19 protein-coding genes and 1 riboswitch are annotated in these 19159 nt (G+C 38.9%); of the genes, 12 read left to right on the top strand and 7 right to left on the bottom strand.

Going from position 1 to position 19159, the window contains the following annotated elements; translation table 11 throughout:
- The first annotated feature begins 34 nt into the window (after positions 1–34).
- The 5 genes from BI291_RS14990 to rpmG all read left to right on the top strand — a co-directional run bounded on the left by BI291_RS14990 (position 35) and on the right by rpmG (position 2189).
- Entirely contained in the window at positions 35–340 is a 306-nt protein-coding gene (locus BI291_RS14990) for a PilZ domain-containing protein (RefSeq protein ID WP_074499583.1), read from the top strand.
- A gap of 155 nt (positions 341–495) precedes the next feature.
- Positions 496–1164, top strand: a complete 669-nt coding sequence (locus BI291_RS14995) for an AAA family ATPase (RefSeq protein WP_074499584.1) — start codon at positions 496–498, stop codon at positions 1162–1164.
- Positions 1151–1534, top strand: a complete 384-nt coding sequence (locus BI291_RS15000; RefSeq protein ID WP_074499585.1) for a hypothetical protein — start codon at positions 1151–1153, stop codon at positions 1532–1534. Before BI291_RS14995 ends, BI291_RS15000 begins: the two co-directional genes overlap by 14 nt.
- Positions 1535–1786: 252 nt before the next feature.
- A complete protein-coding gene (rpmB, locus tag BI291_RS15005) occupies positions 1787–2023 on the top strand; it encodes a 50S ribosomal protein L28 (protein ID WP_074499586.1) in 237 nt (78 codons plus the stop codon).
- A 10-nt stretch (positions 2024–2033) separates the two neighbouring features.
- Positions 2034–2189, top strand: a complete 156-nt coding sequence (gene rpmG, locus BI291_RS15010) for a 50S ribosomal protein L33 (RefSeq protein WP_044834320.1) — start codon at positions 2034–2036, stop codon at positions 2187–2189.
- A 68-nt stretch (positions 2190–2257) separates the two neighbouring features.
- On the opposite strand, the gene BI291_RS15015 is transcribed toward rpmG, so the two are convergent.
- Positions 2258–2641: a PleD family two-component system response regulator gene (locus BI291_RS15015; protein WP_074499587.1), complete on the bottom strand. Its 384-nt coding sequence runs from the start codon at positions 2639–2641 to the stop codon at positions 2258–2260.
- 254 nt (positions 2642–2895) lie between these two features.
- Between BI291_RS15015 and BI291_RS15020 the strand changes: the two genes are divergently transcribed.
- Together BI291_RS15020 and BI291_RS15025 are read left to right on the top strand one after the other, a co-directional pair.
- On the top strand, positions 2896–4077 hold the full coding sequence (locus BI291_RS15020; protein ID WP_074499588.1) for a trypsin-like serine protease: 1182 nt from the start codon (positions 2896–2898) through the stop codon (positions 4075–4077).
- A gap of 102 nt (positions 4078–4179) precedes the next feature.
- A complete protein-coding gene (locus BI291_RS15025) occupies positions 4180–4473 on the top strand; it encodes a hypothetical protein (protein WP_139302633.1) in 294 nt (97 codons plus the stop codon).
- 35 nt (positions 4474–4508) lie between these two features.
- Here BI291_RS15025 and BI291_RS15030 read toward each other — a convergent pair whose 3' ends face one another.
- Together BI291_RS15030 and BI291_RS15035 are read right to left on the bottom strand one after the other, a co-directional pair.
- Positions 4509–5468 carry a lipopolysaccharide assembly protein LapB gene (locus BI291_RS15030; RefSeq protein ID WP_074499590.1) on the bottom strand — a complete coding sequence of 320 codons (960 nt, stop codon included), beginning with the start codon at positions 5466–5468 and terminating at the stop codon, positions 4509–4511.
- A gap of 15 nt (positions 5469–5483) precedes the next feature.
- Positions 5484–7160: a M1 family metallopeptidase gene (locus tag BI291_RS15035; RefSeq protein WP_139302634.1), complete on the bottom strand. Its 1677-nt coding sequence runs from the start codon at positions 7158–7160 to the stop codon at positions 5484–5486.
- Between the two features lie 146 nt (positions 7161–7306).
- Positions 7307–7405: riboswitch (TPP riboswitch) on the top strand.
- Positions 7406–7503: 98 nt separating this feature from the next.
- Between BI291_RS15035 and thiC the strand changes: the two genes are divergently transcribed.
- The 5 genes from thiC to thiE are packed head-to-tail and all read left to right on the top strand — an operon-like array spanning position 7504 to position 13110.
- Positions 7504–9462, top strand: a complete 1959-nt coding sequence (gene thiC / locus BI291_RS15040) for a phosphomethylpyrimidine synthase ThiC (protein ID WP_074499591.1) — start codon at positions 7504–7506, stop codon at positions 9460–9462.
- The gene (thiO, locus tag BI291_RS15045) at positions 9449–10615 is read left to right on the top strand and encodes a glycine oxidase ThiO (protein WP_254849594.1); all 1167 of its coding nucleotides are present in this window, start codon (positions 9449–9451) and stop codon (positions 10613–10615) included. The genes thiC and thiO overlap by 14 nt, the downstream gene beginning before the upstream one ends.
- Positions 10599–10808 (top strand): sulfur carrier protein ThiS, encoded by a 210-nt coding sequence (gene thiS / locus BI291_RS15050; protein WP_074499592.1) that lies wholly within the window; start codon positions 10599–10601, stop codon positions 10806–10808. Before thiO ends, thiS begins: the two co-directional genes overlap by 17 nt.
- A 2-nt stretch (positions 10809–10810) precedes the next feature.
- Positions 10811–11617, top strand: a complete 807-nt coding sequence (locus BI291_RS15055; RefSeq protein WP_074499593.1) for a thiazole synthase — start codon at positions 10811–10813, stop codon at positions 11615–11617.
- Positions 11614–13110 (top strand): thiamine phosphate synthase, encoded by a 1497-nt coding sequence (gene thiE, locus BI291_RS15060; protein ID WP_074499594.1) that lies wholly within the window; start codon positions 11614–11616, stop codon positions 13108–13110. The genes BI291_RS15055 and thiE overlap by 4 nt, the downstream gene beginning before the upstream one ends.
- 11 nt (positions 13111–13121) lie before the next feature.
- On the opposite strand, the gene BI291_RS18225 is transcribed toward thiE, so the two are convergent.
- The 4 genes from BI291_RS18225 to BI291_RS15080 all read right to left on the bottom strand — a co-directional run bounded on the left by BI291_RS18225 (position 13122) and on the right by BI291_RS15080 (position 19081).
- Positions 13122–14648, bottom strand: a complete 1527-nt coding sequence (locus BI291_RS18225; protein WP_083602095.1) for a DUF418 domain-containing protein — start codon at positions 14646–14648, stop codon at positions 13122–13124.
- A 189-nt stretch (positions 14649–14837) separates the two neighbouring features.
- The gene (locus BI291_RS15070) at positions 14838–17846 is read right to left on the bottom strand and encodes a PqiB family protein (protein ID WP_074499595.1); all 3009 of its coding nucleotides are present in this window, start codon (positions 17844–17846) and stop codon (positions 14838–14840) included.
- Positions 17839–18465 (bottom strand): paraquat-inducible protein A, encoded by a 627-nt coding sequence (locus tag BI291_RS15075; protein WP_074499596.1) that lies wholly within the window; start codon positions 18463–18465, stop codon positions 17839–17841. Before BI291_RS15075 ends, BI291_RS15070 begins: the two co-directional genes overlap by 8 nt.
- Positions 18458–19081, bottom strand: coding sequence for a paraquat-inducible protein A (locus BI291_RS15080; RefSeq protein ID WP_074499597.1), 624 nt, complete (start codon positions 19079–19081; stop codon positions 18458–18460). The genes BI291_RS15075 and BI291_RS15080 overlap by 8 nt, the downstream gene beginning before the upstream one ends.
- Positions 19082–19159: the final 78 nt, after the last annotated feature.

Consider the following 19159-nt stretch of genomic DNA (forward strand, 5'->3'; position numbering starts at 1 on the left):
TTAAATTATCGATGTGGGATGTTGAGATCAAATAATGACAGAACAAAGTGATACGCCAATTGAGCGAAGACAGTCTTTTCGACTGGATATGGAAAAGGAATTAGTCAATATTCAATGGCGAGATGCTTCAGGTACAGAATTTAATAAAACGATTGCCTGTTTAGATTTTTCCAGAGGCGGTTTAAAACTGGATTGTGATCAGGAAATTCCAGTTAATGTGCAAGCGACGGTCATTTTTAAAGCGGCGGCGCCACAAAGTCAAAAACTTACTGGGCAAGTTGTTAGGTGTTTAAAGCAAGATAGTGGTTGGTATGAAATTGCATTGCGTCTTGATGATTAGCTGAACGATTTATTTATTTCAAATAAATAAGTACTGCAAAGATTATCACCTCCGAGGTTTGAGCAAAAGTTAACCTCTAATAATAACAGATCCTAGATATGGTCTATACTTATTAGTCTTCGTATAAGTATGTTGTAATTAAGGAAATCAACAAGATGATGATTTTAGTTGGTGGCGAAAAAGGCGGTAGCGGTAAAAGCTGCTTAGCTCAGAACTTAGCTGTATATTTTGCCAAGATTAAAAAGGGTATCGTGCTAATGGTTGATTGTGACCCACAACGCACAACATCGGATTGGATTCAGGCACGAAATACAGATCCTTCATTACCTGCGATTAATTGTATTCAGCTTTATGGTAAAATTCGCAATGACTTACTGAGCCTTAATCAACACTATGATTATGTGATTGTTGATTGTGGCGGCCAAGATAATCTTGCGCTGCGTGCTGCTATGTCGGTTGCTGATCATGTTATTATTCCACTAAGACCAAAGCGCAGAGATTTGAAAACTGTACCGCATATGGAAGATATGCTTAGTACTTGTAAAATGGTTAATCCAAAAATGCTTGCCTCGTTTGTGATCACACAATGCCCAGCATTACCGACCCAAGCCAATCGCATTATTGAAGCTAAAGATGTGTGTAAGTCATATGGTATCAATGTATTGAATGCTGTGACTTATAGCAGGAACATTTATGATGATAGCGAAGAAAGTGGCTCTTCGGTGTTAGAAATAGACAGTGAAAGTAAAGCCGCAATTGAGATCATATCGATTGCTGAAGAACTGATTGCCATGAAACCGGATAACTCGCATGAGTTTAACTGATTTAAAAAAAACCAAGGACGGTAATCAAAGTAAAAAAAAGAAAGATTTCACGGTTGATGACTTTATTGCGGATGCTGAAAATTATGCTAAAGGGCGCCCTACTTTGGTAAGTGAGGGCATTAATCGACCCGCTAAATTAGAAGAAGCTTTAGCGGCTGCTGCTCAATTAGAAAACGCCGAGAAAAAAAGTAAAAAACCGTTTAGACACGCTACATTTACCTTGAGTGAAGATGCCATTGAACAACTGCATACTCTGTCAAAAGATACCAATCTTGCGAAATCACATATTATCCGTATTTTAATAAATGAATTATGTAATGAAGAGCAACAAAAAATGCTCAGTAAACTATTAGCCTCTAATGTAGACTAAATTCGTTTGTTTGATCGCCATAAAGTTCAGAATTTATGCGTAAATTGCGAGTGAAACATTGCATAAATGGCCGTTGATATCTTACTAATGTTTTGAAAAATAACAATAAAATTATATTTATCTTTATTAAGTAGATAAAAGCTAGATTTAAGTAATCAGTTTCACTATAATATGCCACCTTTTTCAGGATCCCAAGGCGACGGCCATGGGAAATTGTAGCTCGAGCTGAAATTAATTTTTGGAGTGACTCACATGTCTAGAGTTTGCCAAGTAACCGGCAAGAAACCAGTTGTAGGGAACAATCGTTCTCACGCAAGAAACGCCACTCGTCGTCGTTTCTTACCTAACCTTCAAGCCCATCGTTTTTGGGTTGAAAGTGAAAACCGTTTCGTTAAATTACGTTTAACTCCGAAAGGAATGCGTATTATCGATAAAAAAGGCATTGATGCAGTATTAGCTGATATTCGTGCCCGTGGCGAAAAAGTCTAAGGAATAAATCATGCGTGATAAAATTCGTTTAGTTTCTAGTGCTGGCACAGGTCATTTTTATACTACTGATAAGAATAAAAAGACTATGCCTGAGAAGATGGAAATCAAAAAGTTTGATCCAAAAGCTCGTAAGCATGTTATGTACAAAGAAGCTAAAATTAAGTAGTTTTGGTTATCTAATTTAAAAGCCCGGTTTATCCGGGTTTTTTATTGCCTGATGGTTGTGAAAATATTTCAATGCCAAGGCATATGAAAATCAATATTGGTACGTAATTGCTGCGCATCAATGGGCTTTGTCATATATGCACTCGCGCCAACATTCAACGCTCGGCGCATGTCTTTTTCATCGTTAGAGCCTGAAATAATCAACACGGGAATATCTCTGCGACTTTTTGATTGTTTGATACGTTTACAGCATTCGAAGCCGTCCATGTTAGGCATACTGATGTCCATTAAGATCATGGTGGGCTTAATTTCTGTCAATAATTTAAGTGCTTGAACGCCGTCTTTAGCAATATGAATTTTATGGCCTAATTCTTTAATTTGATTGCAAATAACACGGATATTGGTAGAGCTATCATCGACAATTAGTATGCTTGATGTTAATTGGTCATCCATAACGCAGTTACTCAATAATTCACTTTGTATTATTAAGCGTAGAACAACATAGCATAACTAATCAACTAAAGTTTAACATCATGAGAATACAATGATGATGTTAACTCAATGTAATTGTGTCAGTTATTTTTACAGCAAAATATTTTGTTTTTTTTAACTATTTGATATTTATTGTTAATTTCTGTTGGCGCTATTTTTGCATCACAGGCTTTGTAATTATAATGTTAATAATAATAGCTAGAAAGAGAGCAAATATGTCCAATATTAAAACGAAGACGCGCAAACTGATTAGTGCTATGTCACTTGCTTCAATGGCAGTGATGGGCCAAGCAAACGCAGACCTTCTAAGCCTTGATATCGATAACTCAAATGCACAAGCGTATATCGCTTCTGGTAATGGTGATAATTCAGTTACTCGCGGTGATAATTTAGCCAGCATTACTGACCCTAATACAGCGAGCTCGCCTTTTAGTGGTGTCGTGAGTATTTTTATTGAAATGAATGGCTCTGGCTTCATTTGTACCGGCGCAGCGTTAAATAAACGCCATATATTGAGTGCAGCACACTGTGTTGATGAAAATGATCAAGGTACCACGATTAATCTAGCTGATCCGAACAACAATGTCCGTGTTATTTTCAATAGTGATGGTACATATAACGATATTATTACTGCTCAAAAAGTTGATATACACCCGGGGTACGATGGTTTTAATGTATGTCCTGATGGTTCAATTGGCTGTGTAAACGATGATGTTGCTATCATTGAATTAGATCGCGATATTCCTGCGGGCACAAAAACATACGATTTATTCTCAGGCCAAGTATTTGATACTAATAACTTAGCTAACCAAGGTGGTGGTGACGGTTCATTGTTTACTATGGTAGGTTATGGTACGCGTGGCGATGGCTATTCAGGCTATTACACTAATGATGGTGATGCAGATGGTTCTCCTGACTTTTTCTCAAAGCTTGTGGGCATGAACATTGTTGATGCGATTAGTTTTGATGATGATGGTTCAGGTCAAGCTGAAGTATGGCATGCAGACTTTGATGGCACATACACCGATAATGATGATTTGTTTGGTGGTGGTGCTGGCGAAGAGTACGATTTTGACTTTTTCTGTGATGTGTATGGTATTTGTAGTTCTTGGTTACCAGAAGGCATAGAAGCAAACATTGGTGGTGGTGACTCAGGTGGTCCGTCATTTGTTTATAATAGCTTAACTGATACATACGAAATTGCGGGTATTAATACCTTTGGTGCGCGTACATCTCCAGTAGCACCAGGTGCTTATGGCGATCGTTTTGGCGGAATTTTGATGAATCCATACGCAAATTGGATTGCAGCACAGGTATCGCAAATTCCTACTCCTGGTTCAATTATGCTATTTGGTTTAGCATTAGCAGGTTTAGCAACGGCGCGTCGTAAAGCGTAAGTACGTGCTTGTTGTGTTATTATAAGGGTTAGCTGAGGCTAGCCCTTTTTTATTTGGAGTGTAAACATGTTTAGAGGTGTGTTGTTTATACTGGTTTGCTTAATGAGTGTATTTCACGCACAGGAACAACCTGAGGTAAAACTACCAAAACATCCTGAAACGTTTGGCAAGGTATCAAATAGCGTTATTTTTCTAAATGTACTTGTTAATGAACATGGTAAGGTCGAAGAGGTAAAATTATCGAATGCTGAACAATATAATTCTTTTAACCAATTTGCACTGCTTCGTACGAAAAAGACGAGTTTTCCTGTTAAGTACGAACAGGGGGTACCAATTAAGTATTGGATCAAAAAACATAAAGTTCAATACCAAGTTAAGCCAATGAAAACAAAGTAACTTACTCAATAAAAATAACTAATTGAGTTGCGTAGTTAGCATGGTTTAAGGTGCTTGATAAGCGTATCATACGTTTGTTGTTTGCTTAACGATAAGGCTGACTTTTCTATCGAATTGATTAACTGATATGCTTGGCAGTTCATCTGTTGTTTGACGTACAATTGACTTAATCTAAATTTTATCAGCAAAATTTTATTTGAATCTTGCGCTTGTTGGGAAAATGACAGTGCTTTTTCAAAATACAACGTAGCCGTGTTTAACTGTGCTAACTGTTCATAAATATCGGCAAGATTATATCGAATAACCCCTTGTTGCTGCTTATTACCTACTATGTCTCCCCAATAAAGTGCTGCCTTCCAACGCTGCTCAGCTTCTTGATACTTTTGCAATTTTGCAGCCGCATGCCCTAAATTACCATGTAATTCGGTTTTAAAGAGCGCGTTTTTACTGTCTTTAAATTTCACGGTTAACTGAGACAACAGTGAATAGGCCTGCTGTACCTCGCCGTATTGCATTGTTAAATTGGCTAACTCTACAAGTCGCATAGGAGAGGGAAATATTTCATTCATCTGCTTGAGTAAGGTTATCGCCTTTTCGGCATATATTTTTGTTTTTTCGGATTTTCCGAAAGCTCTTAACGATTTTGCATGGTAAATATAAACGGTAATCTTAAAGGGGATTGGTAGGTTGTCGTGGCTTAGCCATTTAGTTGTTTCTTCGAGTAACGATTTATTACGTTGTAAGTTAAATAACGCAACAAATCGATATTGAAGTAAGTCATATTTAACCAATTCACTTTGGTTTTTTTTACTGAGCTCAAGGTCTATTCGAGACAAGCAATCGAAAGGTGAAGTAATACATACACTGTCTATCGATTTTTCTTTGAAATTATCGGTAGATGACTTAGTTAAGGCATGAGCAACAAGCGTATTAAATACGCTTATCGTTAAAAAAGCATAACGTAACGTTAACGTTTTTAACAATCGTTGCTTCATTTTTCATACAGCCGTTTAACTACCTAATATGTTCATAGTATTGATATAAAAGTTTTTATCAACAACAAAAGTTGGATCTTTTTGACTAATTTGTACATTTGTCCATGTAGTTGTTGGGCTAAGCCATTGCATTTTATCGTTAATTTTTACTTTTACAGGCATATCAAAGCCAGGCTTTACATTGCTCCAACGTACGCGTAATTGCTCGCCTTTTAAAAAATATTCTAACGTGGGAACACGGTTGTCACGCAGATATTGATCAAAAATGTTCGATAGCGACTTACCTGTTTTGTTTTCCATGTATTGTTCAATTTGCTGCGTTGTCACGGTTTGATGATAAAATTGTTTTCCTAAACCACGTAAGGTTTCTCGCCATAAATCATCGTTATTTACAATTTGACGAATGGTATGCAGCATATTTCCGCCTTTATCATACATATCGCTAGAGCCTTCACTATGCACGTGGTATTCACCAATAATAGCTTTTTGGTTTTGTATGTTAATACGTTGGCCACGCGTATAACCAAACGCAGCTTCTTTGCCATAGTGGTATTCTAAAAATAAACTTTCAGAGTAATTGGTAAAGCTTTCGTGGATCCACATATCAGCAATGTCTTTACTGGTAATGTTATTGGCGAACCATTCATGACCCGTTTCGTGCACGATAATAAAATCAAATAACATACCTGCACCCGTCAAACTGCGATCTCTGCCAAGGTAGCCATTTTGATATCCGTTACCATAGGTTACAGAGCTTTGGTGTTCCATACCTAAATAAGGGGCTTCAACTAATTTATAGCTGTCTTCGTAAAAAGGATATGGTCCAAACCAGTGTTCTAGCGCTTCAATGGTGCGCTTAGCATCTTTAAATTGTTCTTGAGCTTTTTCAAGGTTGTCACGCAGTACCCAGTAATCCATATCAAGCACACCTTTTTCCCCTTGATACTTTTCACCGAAGTGGACGTAGTCACCGATATTAATATTTACCCCGTAATTATTAATCGGATTAACAACTTGCCAGTGGTAGGTTTTGGTTTGTTTTTCTTTATTATGATCAATTGCTAACAAACGACCATTAGATACGTCAACTAAGTGTTCTGGTACTTCAACACTCATCTTGATACCCTGATCAGGCTCATCGTAGCCATGGTCTTTATTAGGCCACCAAATACTTGCGCCAATGCCTTGATTGCTTGAGGCGATAAAATCAATACCGTTGCTATCTTTTTTCCATGTGATACCACCGTCCCAAGGGGCACGTTTTGCCACTTGCGGTTTACCTGAAAAGTGTAGGACTACTTGTTGTTCACTACCTATAGGAGCGTTGTTTAACGTGTGGATAAAATAACTGTAGCCATCTTGGTCGATGTTTAATACTTGGCCTTTTTGTGTCGCTTTTGTCAGCTTCATCGGGGGTTGTAATTCAATTTGCAGACGATCAGTTTTGCTAATAACACGATAACTTACAGTATTGGTACCTGCGATGGTTCGAGTAGAAGGATCTACTTCAATCGCTAAATGATAATGACTTAAATCCCACCACTGACGCTCAGGTGTGATTGAACCGCGTAACACGTCTTGGCGTGTAGTTTCGCCATTAGTGCCAAATAAATTATCAGCCATTGTGATAGGTGATTGTAGTGTAAGAGCTGTTGTTAAAGTGAGTAAACTCAGTGCAATTTTTTTCATCATAATGTCTTCTTTTTGATTTTATGTATACTGTATAATTTTTGTTGGTTTTTCTCTATCTTAGCCTGAATTAATCTTGCAGGCTACCGTAACATTCTCTAGAATTAGTAAGGTGAGTAATGTTACTTGAAAAAGTAAAACTAACATTATCAATCTTGTCGGAGTGCCATTGGGCTGAGATCGCGTAAGCGGGATCCGTAGAACCTGATCTGAGTAATTTCAGCGAAGGAAACAAGGGAAATATCGATTTTATATTTTCTTGATCTACCCCAACTCCGCCTTATAAATCTGCATTGCTGTTAATTTCATTAACGCAATACGAAATCAAATAAAAGGTGAGAGAACAATGAGTTCATTAACAAAACGTGAGCGTCGTCAACAAGCAGAACAATTCTTAGAAAATGTTTCTGGTCAAAGCTATCCAAATTCAAATAAAGTTTATGTCGAGGGCAACTTACATGATATTCGTGTTGGGATGCGTGAAATATCAGTAGCAGACACTTTTGTTGGTGGCAGTGAAGAAAACCCGCTATTCGAGCCTAACGAACCTATACGTGTATACGATACTTCTGGTGTTTATACCGATCCAGCGGTTAACGTGGATGTACATGTTGGCTTACCAAAATTACGTGCTGAATGGATTGCAGCACGTGAAGATAGCGAATGTATCCCGGGAGCATCATCCGGGTATAGTCAAACAAGGTTAGCGGATGAAGGCTTAGACCATATTCGCTTTGAAAATCTACCGAAAATTCGTAAGGCAAAGCAAGGTAAAAATGTCACGCAAATGCATTATGCACGCCAAGGCATCATTACACCTGAAATGGAGTACATTGCGATACGTGAAAATACCAAGCGTGCTGAAATGAAGGATGAAATTTTAAAGCACCAACATGCTGGTCGATCATTTGGTGCTCAAATACCTGAGCAGATCACGGCCGAGTTTGTCCGTAAAGAGGTTGCAGAAGGGCGTGCAATTATCCCTGCAAATATCAATCACCCTGAAACTGAACCAATGATTATAGGGCGAAACTTTCTCATTAAAGTGAATGCTAATATCGGTAATTCAGCGGTGTCATCTTCCATTGAAGAAGAAGTTGAAAAGTTGGTTTGGTCTACTAAATGGGGTGCAGATACAGTAATGGACCTGTCAACAGGCCGATATATTCATGAAACACGAGAATGGATCATTCGTAATTCACCGGTCCCTATTGGTACAGTGCCTATTTATCAAGCGTTAGAGAAAGTAAATGGGGTAGCAGAAGATCTCACTTGGGAAGTCTTTCGAGACACCCTAATTGAACAAGCAGAACAAGGTGTGGATTATTTTACCATTCATGCTGGCGTATTATTGCGCTATGTACCAATGACGGCAAAACGTGTAACAGGTATTGTATCTCGTGGTGGTTCAATCATGGCTAAATGGTGTTTGTCTCATCATAAAGAGAGCTTTTTATATACGCATTTTGAAGATATTTGCCAAATATGCAAACAATATGATGTTGCCTTTTCATTAGGTGATGGTTTACGCCCAGGGTCTATTGCTGATGCCAATGATGAAGCACAGTTTAGTGAGTTAAGAACGTTAGGTGAATTAACTAAAATTGCTTGGCAGCACGATGTTCAAGTGATGATTGAAGGCCCTGGTCATGTGCCATTACATATGATCAAAGAAAACATGGAAGAGCAGCTTACACATTGTCACGAAGCGCCTTTTTATACGTTAGGCCCATTAACAACGGATATTGCGCCAGGATATGATCATATTACATCTGGTATAGGTGCGGCTAACATTGGCTGGTATGGTTGCGCTATGCTGTGTTATGTAACGCCTAAAGAACACTTAGGGTTGCCGAATAAAGAAGATGTTAAGGAAGGTTTGATCACCTATAAAATTGCCGCTCATGCTGGTGATTTAGCGAAAGGACATCCAGGGGCACAAATTCGTGACAATGCATTATCAAAAGCACGCTTCGAATTTCGTTGGCATGATCAGTTCAACTTAGGTTTAGACCCTGAACGTGCACGCCAATATCATGATGAAACGTTACCGCAAGAGTCAGGAAAAATTGCGCATTTTTGTTCTATGTGCGGGCCTAAATTTTGCTCGATGAAAATCACGCAAGATGTAAGGGATTATGCTGCTAAATTAGAGGCAGAAAATGGTGAATCTATTTCGATAAAATTACTAGATGAAACGGTTACTGCTGATCTTTCAGCCTTAGAAAGTGCTGAACGAGGGATGGCAGAAAAGTCGCAGGAATTTAAAGATTCAGGCAGCGAAATATACCATGTTGCCAAATAAGCATCAGTCGGGACATATGGCTGAAATTGCCATTGTTGGTGCGGGTTTAATGGGGCGTTTAGCTGCGGTTTCACTTGCACGTGAAGGACATAAAGTAACTTTAATTGATAAAGATGATATCAACGGGACAAACAGCGCCGCTTATGCGGCGGCTGGCATGCTAACCCCTTTAGGTGAGGCAATGCATTGTGATGCAAATATTGTTGAAATGGGCTTTATTTCGTTAGCACTTTGGCCCACTTTATTATCAAATCTTGCAAGTTATACTTACTTTCAGCAACAAGGTTCTATTATGGTTGCGCACGAGCAAGACCATTCTGAATTACTACGATATAAGCGATTTTTACAACAACACTATGCTAATCACGCAGTGCAAGAGCTGGATCGTCAGCGATTGGTGAATCTAGAGCCAGAGCTCTCAAGGCACTTTAATCAGGGACTTTTTCTACCGGAAGAAGGGCAGCTTGGAAATCGTAAATTACTGTTAGCGCTAGAAGAAGAAATAAAAACGTTAGCTGTTGAGTGGCTAACCGTATCCAATGTAAGCGCAATAAAGCAAGTAAATAATTGTGTTGAGCTAACGATTAATGACGAGCAACGTACGGTTGAGTTAGTGATAGATTGCCGAGGTACTGGTGCGAGACAGGCTGTAGCCCAACAGGCAATGCCATTAAATGATTTACGAGCAGTTCGTGGTGAACTATTTCAGTTATTCGCGCCTGATGTAAACATTCAGCGTCCTGTACGACTAATGCATCCAAGGTATCAACTCTATATTGCACCAAAAACACATGGTTATTTTGTGGTAGGCGCGACTGAAATTGAAAGTGATGATAGCTCACCTATGACAGTACGGTCGGCGATGGAACTATTAAGCGCCGCCTATAGTGTGCATTCTGGTTTTGCAGAAGCTAATATTCGTCAGCATATCAGCCAATTACGTCCTGCGTTTAGTGATAACCAGCCAAAAATCAGTATTGACAACAAGGTTATTCAAATCAATGGACTCTATCGGCATGGCTTTTTAATTGCCCCAGTGGTTTTGGCGCAACTACTCTCTGCTGTGAATGCCACACTTTCAGCTGAACAAAGCGTACATTCTTCTTATCAACATTTATTACCGGTGAATTTTTCCCATGAATATATTCATTAATGGTGAGCAAGTTTCCTTGTTTGAACAAGCAAGTGTTGCTGACGCTCTACAACAATATTTGACGGAACAACAGCAAGCGTTAACGTTTGCTGTGGCATTAAACAGTGATTTTGTCGCAAATAGTGATTATGCAACAACATGCTTAACGGAACATGACACACTAGATGTGTTATTTCCAATTCAGGGAGGGTAGTCATGTCGTTTTCTATCTATGGCCAAGCCTTATCCAGTCGACTATTAATTGGCAGCGCATTATACCCCTCACCTGAGATCATGAAAAAAGCGATTCTAGCCAGTGACTCACAAGTGGTGACGCTTTCATTAAAAAGGCAAAACCCTAATGCCATGGGCGGTGAACAAATTTGGCGATATATCCAAGAGATCGTTAACGTTAAACAAGGTTTTTTATTACCGAATACGGCGGGATGCAAATCGGCAAAAGAAGCGGTCACCCTTGCAAAAATGAGCAGAGAAATATTCGCGACCGATTGGATAAAGCTTGAAGTCATTGGTGATGACTACAACTTACAACCAGATGCGATTGAATTGCTAGTGGCTACAGAGCAACTAATCGCTGATGGGTTTAAAGTGCTACCCTATTGCACTGATGATTTGGTGTTATGCCAGCGATTGTATGATTTAGGTTGTCAGGTGATCATGCCTTGGGCGTCACCTATTGGTACGGGTAAAGGGTTAATGAACCCTTATAACCTCGAAACCATACGCTTAAGATTACCAAATGCCACGTTAATTTTAGATGCAGGAATAGGTAAACCTTCAGATGCGTGTTTAGCCATGGAAATGGGCTACGACGGTGTGTTATTAAATTCTGCTATCGCATTGGCAGATAACCCCGTGGCAATGGCGCAAGCGTTTTCATTGGCAGTAGCGTCAGGTGAAAAAGCATACGTTGCGGGGCTTATGCCTGAAAGACAAACAGCACACCCTAGTACGCCTACATTAGATACGCCCTTTTGGCACCATCATGGAGCAACAAAATGACGGGTTCTGATAAACCAATTGTTTGGACCATTTCTGGAGCAGACTGTTCCGGAGGGGCAGGCATTGCTGCAGATATTAAAACAGGCCATAGCCTAAACGTTGAAACTTGTCACCTGATCACTGCCAATACCGTGCAAAATTCTCAACAGTTGTATTCGATTAATCCAGTAAATATATCTCTACTTTCTGAACAAGTAGATGCACTAAAAGAAGATAAAAAGCCTGCGGTGATTAAAATAGGCTTAATTGCGACAATTGATCAAGTGCAATGGTTGATTACGATATTAATGGCCTTAAAAAAAGAAAATCCCACGTTAATTGTGGTATTTGATCCAGTCGGTAGCGCAAGTGTTGGTGGTAAGTTAACCACGCTACAATTTTCGCATTTTCGCGATATATTACCGTATATTGATATCGTAACACCTAACCTTGATGAAGCTAAAATGCTGACTCAATCAACGATTAATGATGAAAATTTATTAGCGCGAAGGCTTTGCCAATATGGTGCTAAAACTACCATCATTAAAGGCGGCCATAGCGAGTCAGACAAGGTGACTGACCTAGCCTATGATAGCTTGAAAGATCAGGTGTTTCGGTTGTCTTCATCTCGGGTTAATACGCATTTCAGTCATGGCGGTGGTTGTAGTTTTGCCATGGCAATTGCATCATATATCGCACAAGGTTACTTATTAAGAGATGCGTTTACCTTAACAAAAACGTATATACATCAGGGGCTGAAAGCACAAGAAAATAAGCTTGAACAATATGGTGCATTTGATCAGCCAAAAATGAATAAGCTTGTATCATCGGCATTTCCATCGGTTGAATCTGTCCTTAATCAACAATACCATGATTTAGCACCATTCCCTGCTATTGGCAGTTTTCAAGGGGAACAATCACTCGGGTTATACCCTGTGGTTGACTCTGTAGAGTGGTTAAAAAAATTACTGCCATTAGGTTTAGAAATCATACAACTTCGGTTAAAAAATCTATCTGATGAAGAATTAGATGCATTCATCATGCAGGCCGTAGCGTTGAGCAAGCATTATAAAACAAGATTGTTTATTAACGATCATTGGCAATTGGCGATCAAACATGGGGCTTATGGGGTTCATATAGGTCAAGAAGATCTGCTCGATGCTGATTTATTTGCTATTAACCAAGCAGGGCTTCGATTGGGCATTAGTACCCATGGTTGTTATGAGTTTATTCTTGCTAAACAACTTAACCCTTCATATTTAGCGATTGGTGCTATTTTCCCGACGAAAACGAAGAACATGACAGGACAAATTCAAGGCATTGATAATTTAAGCCATATACTCACTATCGCAGACAATATTCCGGTAGTGGCTATTGGTGGTATAAACCATTTGAATGCTGAACAAGTTTGGCAAACGGGCGTAGATGCCGTTGCGGTGGTTACCGCAATAACAGAAGCTGACGATTACCAAAAAACAGTTACTAGGTTACAACGTTGCTTGCAACCTAGTTAAAGACATGGCGGTTAGCGTTTCATGGGTTGAAGTTTTAAATATGTTGCGCTGCGCCATAACCATTCAAGTGGTCCAAACCTGAAGTATGATAGCCAAATTAAACTAACAATCACTTGGAAGATGATGACGACGACTACAAAAAGCATTTGTTGCGTGCGATCTATTTGGCCAAACATACCACCAGCATAGCCATAGAAAATCGTAGTAAAAATAATAGAGTGACTTATATAATTTGTTAGCGCCATTTTACCTAACGGTGACAACCAAGAAAACGCACGTGTAAACCAACGTTTTTGATGTACTTTAACGAATAAACCCACATAGCCAGCACACAATACAAATTGACCAAGGAAAAACAGGTTATTACCGACAGCTTGTAATTCAGGTGCCGCTTTAGTTGCTGGATGTAAATTAAGGTAAACTCCTGATACGCTTAATATTAATCCAAAGAAAAGCCCGCCGTAGCATAAAGTGTTGAAAAAAGACTGATGTTTTTCTGGGTGTTTTAATCGTTCACTTGCGATCAACCAATAACCTACCATAAATAAAGGTAAACAAATAAAGAGTGCAAAGAATGGAGTATTGCCTAATGCTCGAATCGCCTTTTCCCACCGGTGTTGGGTTGCTTGCCAATAATCGCCTTCTGTAAATATGCGCTCCTCTTCAACTGAACGATAATGGCGTTTTTGCTTGCTTTCATATTGTTTATTGACACTTTTTTCAATACGCTCTTCAGGTGTTGATTCTTCTGTGTGTTGATCAAGGTCTGAATTTTCAGTGTGATCGCTAGTTTGCTCTTGTTCGGGGATTTTAGTAAGAGCTTCGCTCTTTTTAGTTTCATCTTGCTTATTTGAGTTTTCGTTTAACGCTTTATACTCGGCTGATGTTAATAAAAACTCTCCTACACTTTGTGCGGTAAGTATACGTTGTTCAACTTGCGCGATGACTTCGCTCTTTTCTTGCCAAGAGGCTGACGTTTTTTGGTTATCGTGAGTTACGCCATATCCGATCCCAACAAAAGTTAATATGATAAAGGGCAGTAAAATAAGCGTGAATCCAGTTTTTGCAAAGGCTGTGGGGGTATTAAAACGTGATAATTTTTTCCAGCGTAATATAAATACAAAGCCTAATAACATCAACCCAGCGACGGCATAATCATGTAAAATATCGCCACCCCAAAGAAACACTAAGTGGCACATGCCAATAACGAAAAGGACTATCATTCGACGAGTAAACCAAGCGCCAAAAGGTCGACCAACTTCTTGTGCTCTAATGAGCATAACGGCGAAGCCCATACCAAATAATAAAGAAAATAATTTATAAAACTTTCCTTCGATAAACACTTTCACGAGCCAGCTTGCTGCCCAGTTTCCGCCGGTTTGTGTAAAGTCAAATTGTAATAAATCAACATCAGGCCGATTGAACCATTCAACATTCATAAAGAGGATGCCAATAAGCGCAAAACCCCTTAAATAATCTAATAAATTGATCCGTTGTTGCGCATGTACTGGTGATAAATCGTGGGATTGTGTTGTCATAATATTATATTTTTTATTATCGATTCTTGTGATCTAAGCAACTAATATTCCAATATTTATATCGTTGAATAGTAATGTTTTTTTAATTTTAGTTAATAAAAGTGTTAATTTTTTCACTAAAAAATACCAGGTTTTACTAAATGATGAAGATCAATACTAGGACGTATTGAACTTTCGAGTACAAATTTACTACTGTGGCGCTAATGGGATTCTAGGTGACCAAGTTTGCCATTTGGGCTCAACGGATTGATAAAGATCAAAGACAGTTGGCAAAACCAACTGTTCAGCCGACATTCTCTTTGGGGTTGCAAATGCAATACCGCCAGACATGAGTGATTCTAATGATTCTGACTCAACATTAACGCCCGAAAAAAGACCCGCTTCAAGGCTAAAGCCACTTGTGTTCCAAAATTTGGATTCAGGGGTAACTAAGGGGGTATATCGATCGGTAATATTAATATAAATATTAACCTTGTCTGCATTATTTGCTAGATCGATACCAATAACGCTGCCAACAGCTACTTGTTTATAAAGCACAGGGTTACCAACTCGAATCGACCCGAGTGAATTAGCCGTTAAGGTTAAATTTAAGCCAAAAGGAAGTGCTTTAGTTGCAGGAGCGGAATTGGCAGCAATAAAATGCGTTTTAGCCTTACCTTTGCCTGGAGATACACCAATAAAGCCACCCTGTAGTGCTGAACTTATGTGTTTATTACCGGTGAGGCCAATACTGGCTTCATCAAAATAAAAGCTTGAGCCTTCCACCGCGAATCGCTTGCCGTAATCGGTTAAATAGCCATATGCAATGGCTCCTTGCTCTTGATTAATAAAGTCAACATAAGAAATTGAACCAATGGTTTGTTGATGAAACTTAATACTTAGTCCAGCTTTAATGCCGGCAATATTGGTAAATTTTATGCTAATTGCCTGGCCGGCTACTTTGGCTTTGTGACGACTGGAAAATAACGTGAATTTTTCGCCTTCTTTCGTTAACGGAGCTGCACCTTCTTTTGGGTTATAAAAACTCAACCCTCCACGTAAAATTGTTTCGGCAGACTCTGCTTGTAATGAAACACTGGTTAAATCAGTTGTTAATGAAATGCCACTGGAAACATAAAACCGGGAAAATTGATTAACTAAATGTTGGTTAGTTTCATCAATAGTAATGGTAATTAATGTACTATCGCCATTTTTATTGAGATCTACACTGTCTATTTGACCAACTGAAATACCTTTATACGTTACTGGGCTCCCTGGTACAAGACTAGCACCGTTTTCACTCATTAATGTGAGCTGTAACCCACTGGCATGTAGTTCTTTAGCGGGTGGTTTTTGATACATATGAAAGCGTTGTTTAAATGCTCCTTTTCCCGCCAATATCGCTATATAGCTTCCTCCGAAAAATGCTTCTGTATCAGTAACGCCAGAGAGAGTTAACCGCGGATCTACCAACCAAAATTTTGTAGATTCTTTCAATAAATAGTCAAATTCTGGTAACAGCCCGACAACGAGTTCGTGATGATCTTGTTTATGATGAATAGCGTGAACTGAACCAATAACGTTGCCGCGATGAATAATACGTGTTGAACGTTTTATACCTTTAGCGTCAGCAACTAACAGTGTTAGGGGCAATGATTGTTTCGCGATTTTTCTCGATGAAAGTAATGGGAATAGATCACCATTATTCACTGATTTAGCATTAACGGTTTCGTGCGTATCAAAAGCGATACCACCGGCTAAAATAGACTGTAATGAATGTGCTTTAACGTCTACACCTTGTATTCCTGCCTTTATTCTTACGCCACTGGTATTCCAAAAGCGAGTGTTACTTTTAACGTATTGTTTATATTGTTCTTTAATATGAATATGCACAATTACCTGTTCAGAGGTTTTATTTTCAATGGCTTGAACGGTACCAACAGGCTGTTTTTTATAGTAAATATTGGTACCTATTTTTAAAGATTCAACATCGCTAGCGGTTAACATAATATGTAAGCCTGGCTCGTCATAATCATAAGCTGGCTTATGTGCATACACATTGAATTGTGTTTGAGGCTCCCCTTTTAATGATGGTCGTAAACTAAGATGTGAACCTTTTAGTAATGTGCGTAAATTGGTCACCCCGCCTAAATCTAATTCTGGGGTAACGGTATAAAACTGCGAGTCGCTTGTTAAATAAGGAACAACACGAGGGCTCACTTTCGCGATAGCTGTAATTTTACGAGACGTTGGGTCAATTTTACTAAATGATTCTATGACCCCTAAGGTCAGTCCTTGATACTCAATTAAAGCTCCTTTATCTATACCGGTGTCCCAATCAAGCTTTAAGGTAATTTCATGCCCCATTTCGGCGGTTTGAAAGTCAGGATGCAAAGTAAATTCATGACCTGATTTTGCGGAGGGCAACGGTGTTGAAAATTTAGGATCATCAAAGGCAACACCACCCGATATAATGGAACCTACTGATTCGGTTTTAATGTTAATGCCTGAGGTTAAAGAACCGGTAAATTCGAATCCGCTAGCGTTCCAAAAAATAGAGTTTTCTTTTACCAAATAGGCATGCTCAGGCTTAATAAACACTGAAATGTCGACGGTAGCATCGTCAACGTTATACTGCACGCCTGACACATGGCCAACGGGAATTTGCTTAAAGCTAACCGGTGAGTTGGTGTTAATTGACCCAAGAGTATTGGTTTTCAAAGTAATGTGTAAACCAGGGGTAGATTTATCGAGTTCTGGCGCTTCATTTAATGCGACAAAAAACCTGCTAGGGTTCCCCCTGTGCTCTAAATCGGGTTGAACATTTATGTAACTACCTGATATTAAAGTATCTAACCCAGTAACACCTTGAAATGACACATCAGCAGTGACATACCAAAACGTTGTATTGTCAGTGAGTAATTCTTCACTACTCGCTACCATTTCAATTTGTACTAATAAACTTTGTAGATCATCAGTGACTTCTACTTGTTTGACAACACCTATCGGTAAACCTTTATATCTTACTTCTGTTTTACCAACGACAATGCCGCTTGCTTGATTAAATTGTACGGTGATATAAACGCCTCGTTCATACACCGCTTTTACAATTAGCCACGCACCAAATAGCAACGCAATAATTGGTACCAACCAAACAGCAGAAACGCTTTCTTTTGATGATATAATTGCGTCAAGCGGATGGTGTTGTTTATTACTCATGTGTTTGCTCTTTTTTATTGTTGTTGTCCCATAGCAATCTAGAATCAAAGCTATGTGCTGCCATCAGCGTTGCGATAACCATTAAGGCAAAGTAACTTGCCCCTAAAGAAACTTCAATATTACTGATAAAACCTAAATTCACCACAGACGCCATCACTACGACGACAAATACATCAAGCATTGACCACGGACCAATATTTTCAACGATATGAAATAAATGGCTTTGCCTTTTCAGGCTCATATTGCTGCGATGTTTAACGTGATAAACCAGAAAAAATAATCCAATAATTTTCCCTAACGGAATAATAAAGCTAGCCATAAAAATAATGAACGCGATAGGGTAATGCCCTGTTTGAATGAACGTTGCAATACCTTGTAAAATAGTTGACGCCTCTGTCTTGCCAAAGGTATGGAGTGTCATCATGGGGTAGATATTGGCAGGTATAAATAAGACTAAAGAAGTCACTGTCCACGCTAGGGTGTGTTGTAAGCTGTTTGGTTTACGACTGTAAAACCAATGAGCACAGCGAGAACATTGTTGTTTTTCACTGTGCATTTTATTAATTTTTTGGCACCTAGGACAACTGCCTAAACCATTCGAAAGTGCTGTTCTAGTCATTGATTTGCTCCAGCTGTTGCCATATAAATCGATGGTCTAACGTGATGGATAGCATGGTTGAACACATCAACAATAGAATGATACTGGTAATACCCGTGCCAATAGCAATATCTGCAATATCCACTAATTTATATAATGACACGATGATCCCTAGAAAAAATACATGAATCATTGCCCAGTTATTCAGTAGATGATAAGAGCGGAAAAACACGATCAAGTGAGGTTTTTTGCTCGTATACTTCAAACAAAAAGTTAAATAAAACGCTGTGAATAAACGAACAGCAGGTACAGCAATGGCAAAAATAAAGACACAAAAGGCAATAAAATAAAAACCTTCATTCGCTAATAAAACAATACATGTAAATAATGACGCTTGGTTATACTGACCTGCGGCATATATGCCCATTAACGGCATGACAGTAGCGGGTATTAATAATAATAATCCTGCAAATGAAATAGCGAATGTTTTATCAAGGGTGTGCTTTTTAGGGGAATGTAACACCGTATTACAACAGGGGCAAAGCGCCTTTTGGTGGTTTGAGAGCTTGGGAAGATTTACCAAGGTATCGCAGCGTTGACAGGCAGCTAAGGTATCCGTTGGTAGCGACGCTGTCATTGATATAACCCTTTGTAAAATTGGAAGTAATTTTAGTTTATGTGATCCTGATATAATCGCAACTTATTTTGAACATAA

This window comes from Thalassotalea sp. PP2-459 (assembly GCF_001913705.1).
Taxonomy (GTDB): Bacteria; Pseudomonadota; Gammaproteobacteria; order Enterobacterales; family Alteromonadaceae; genus Thalassotalea_C; species Thalassotalea_C hakodatensis.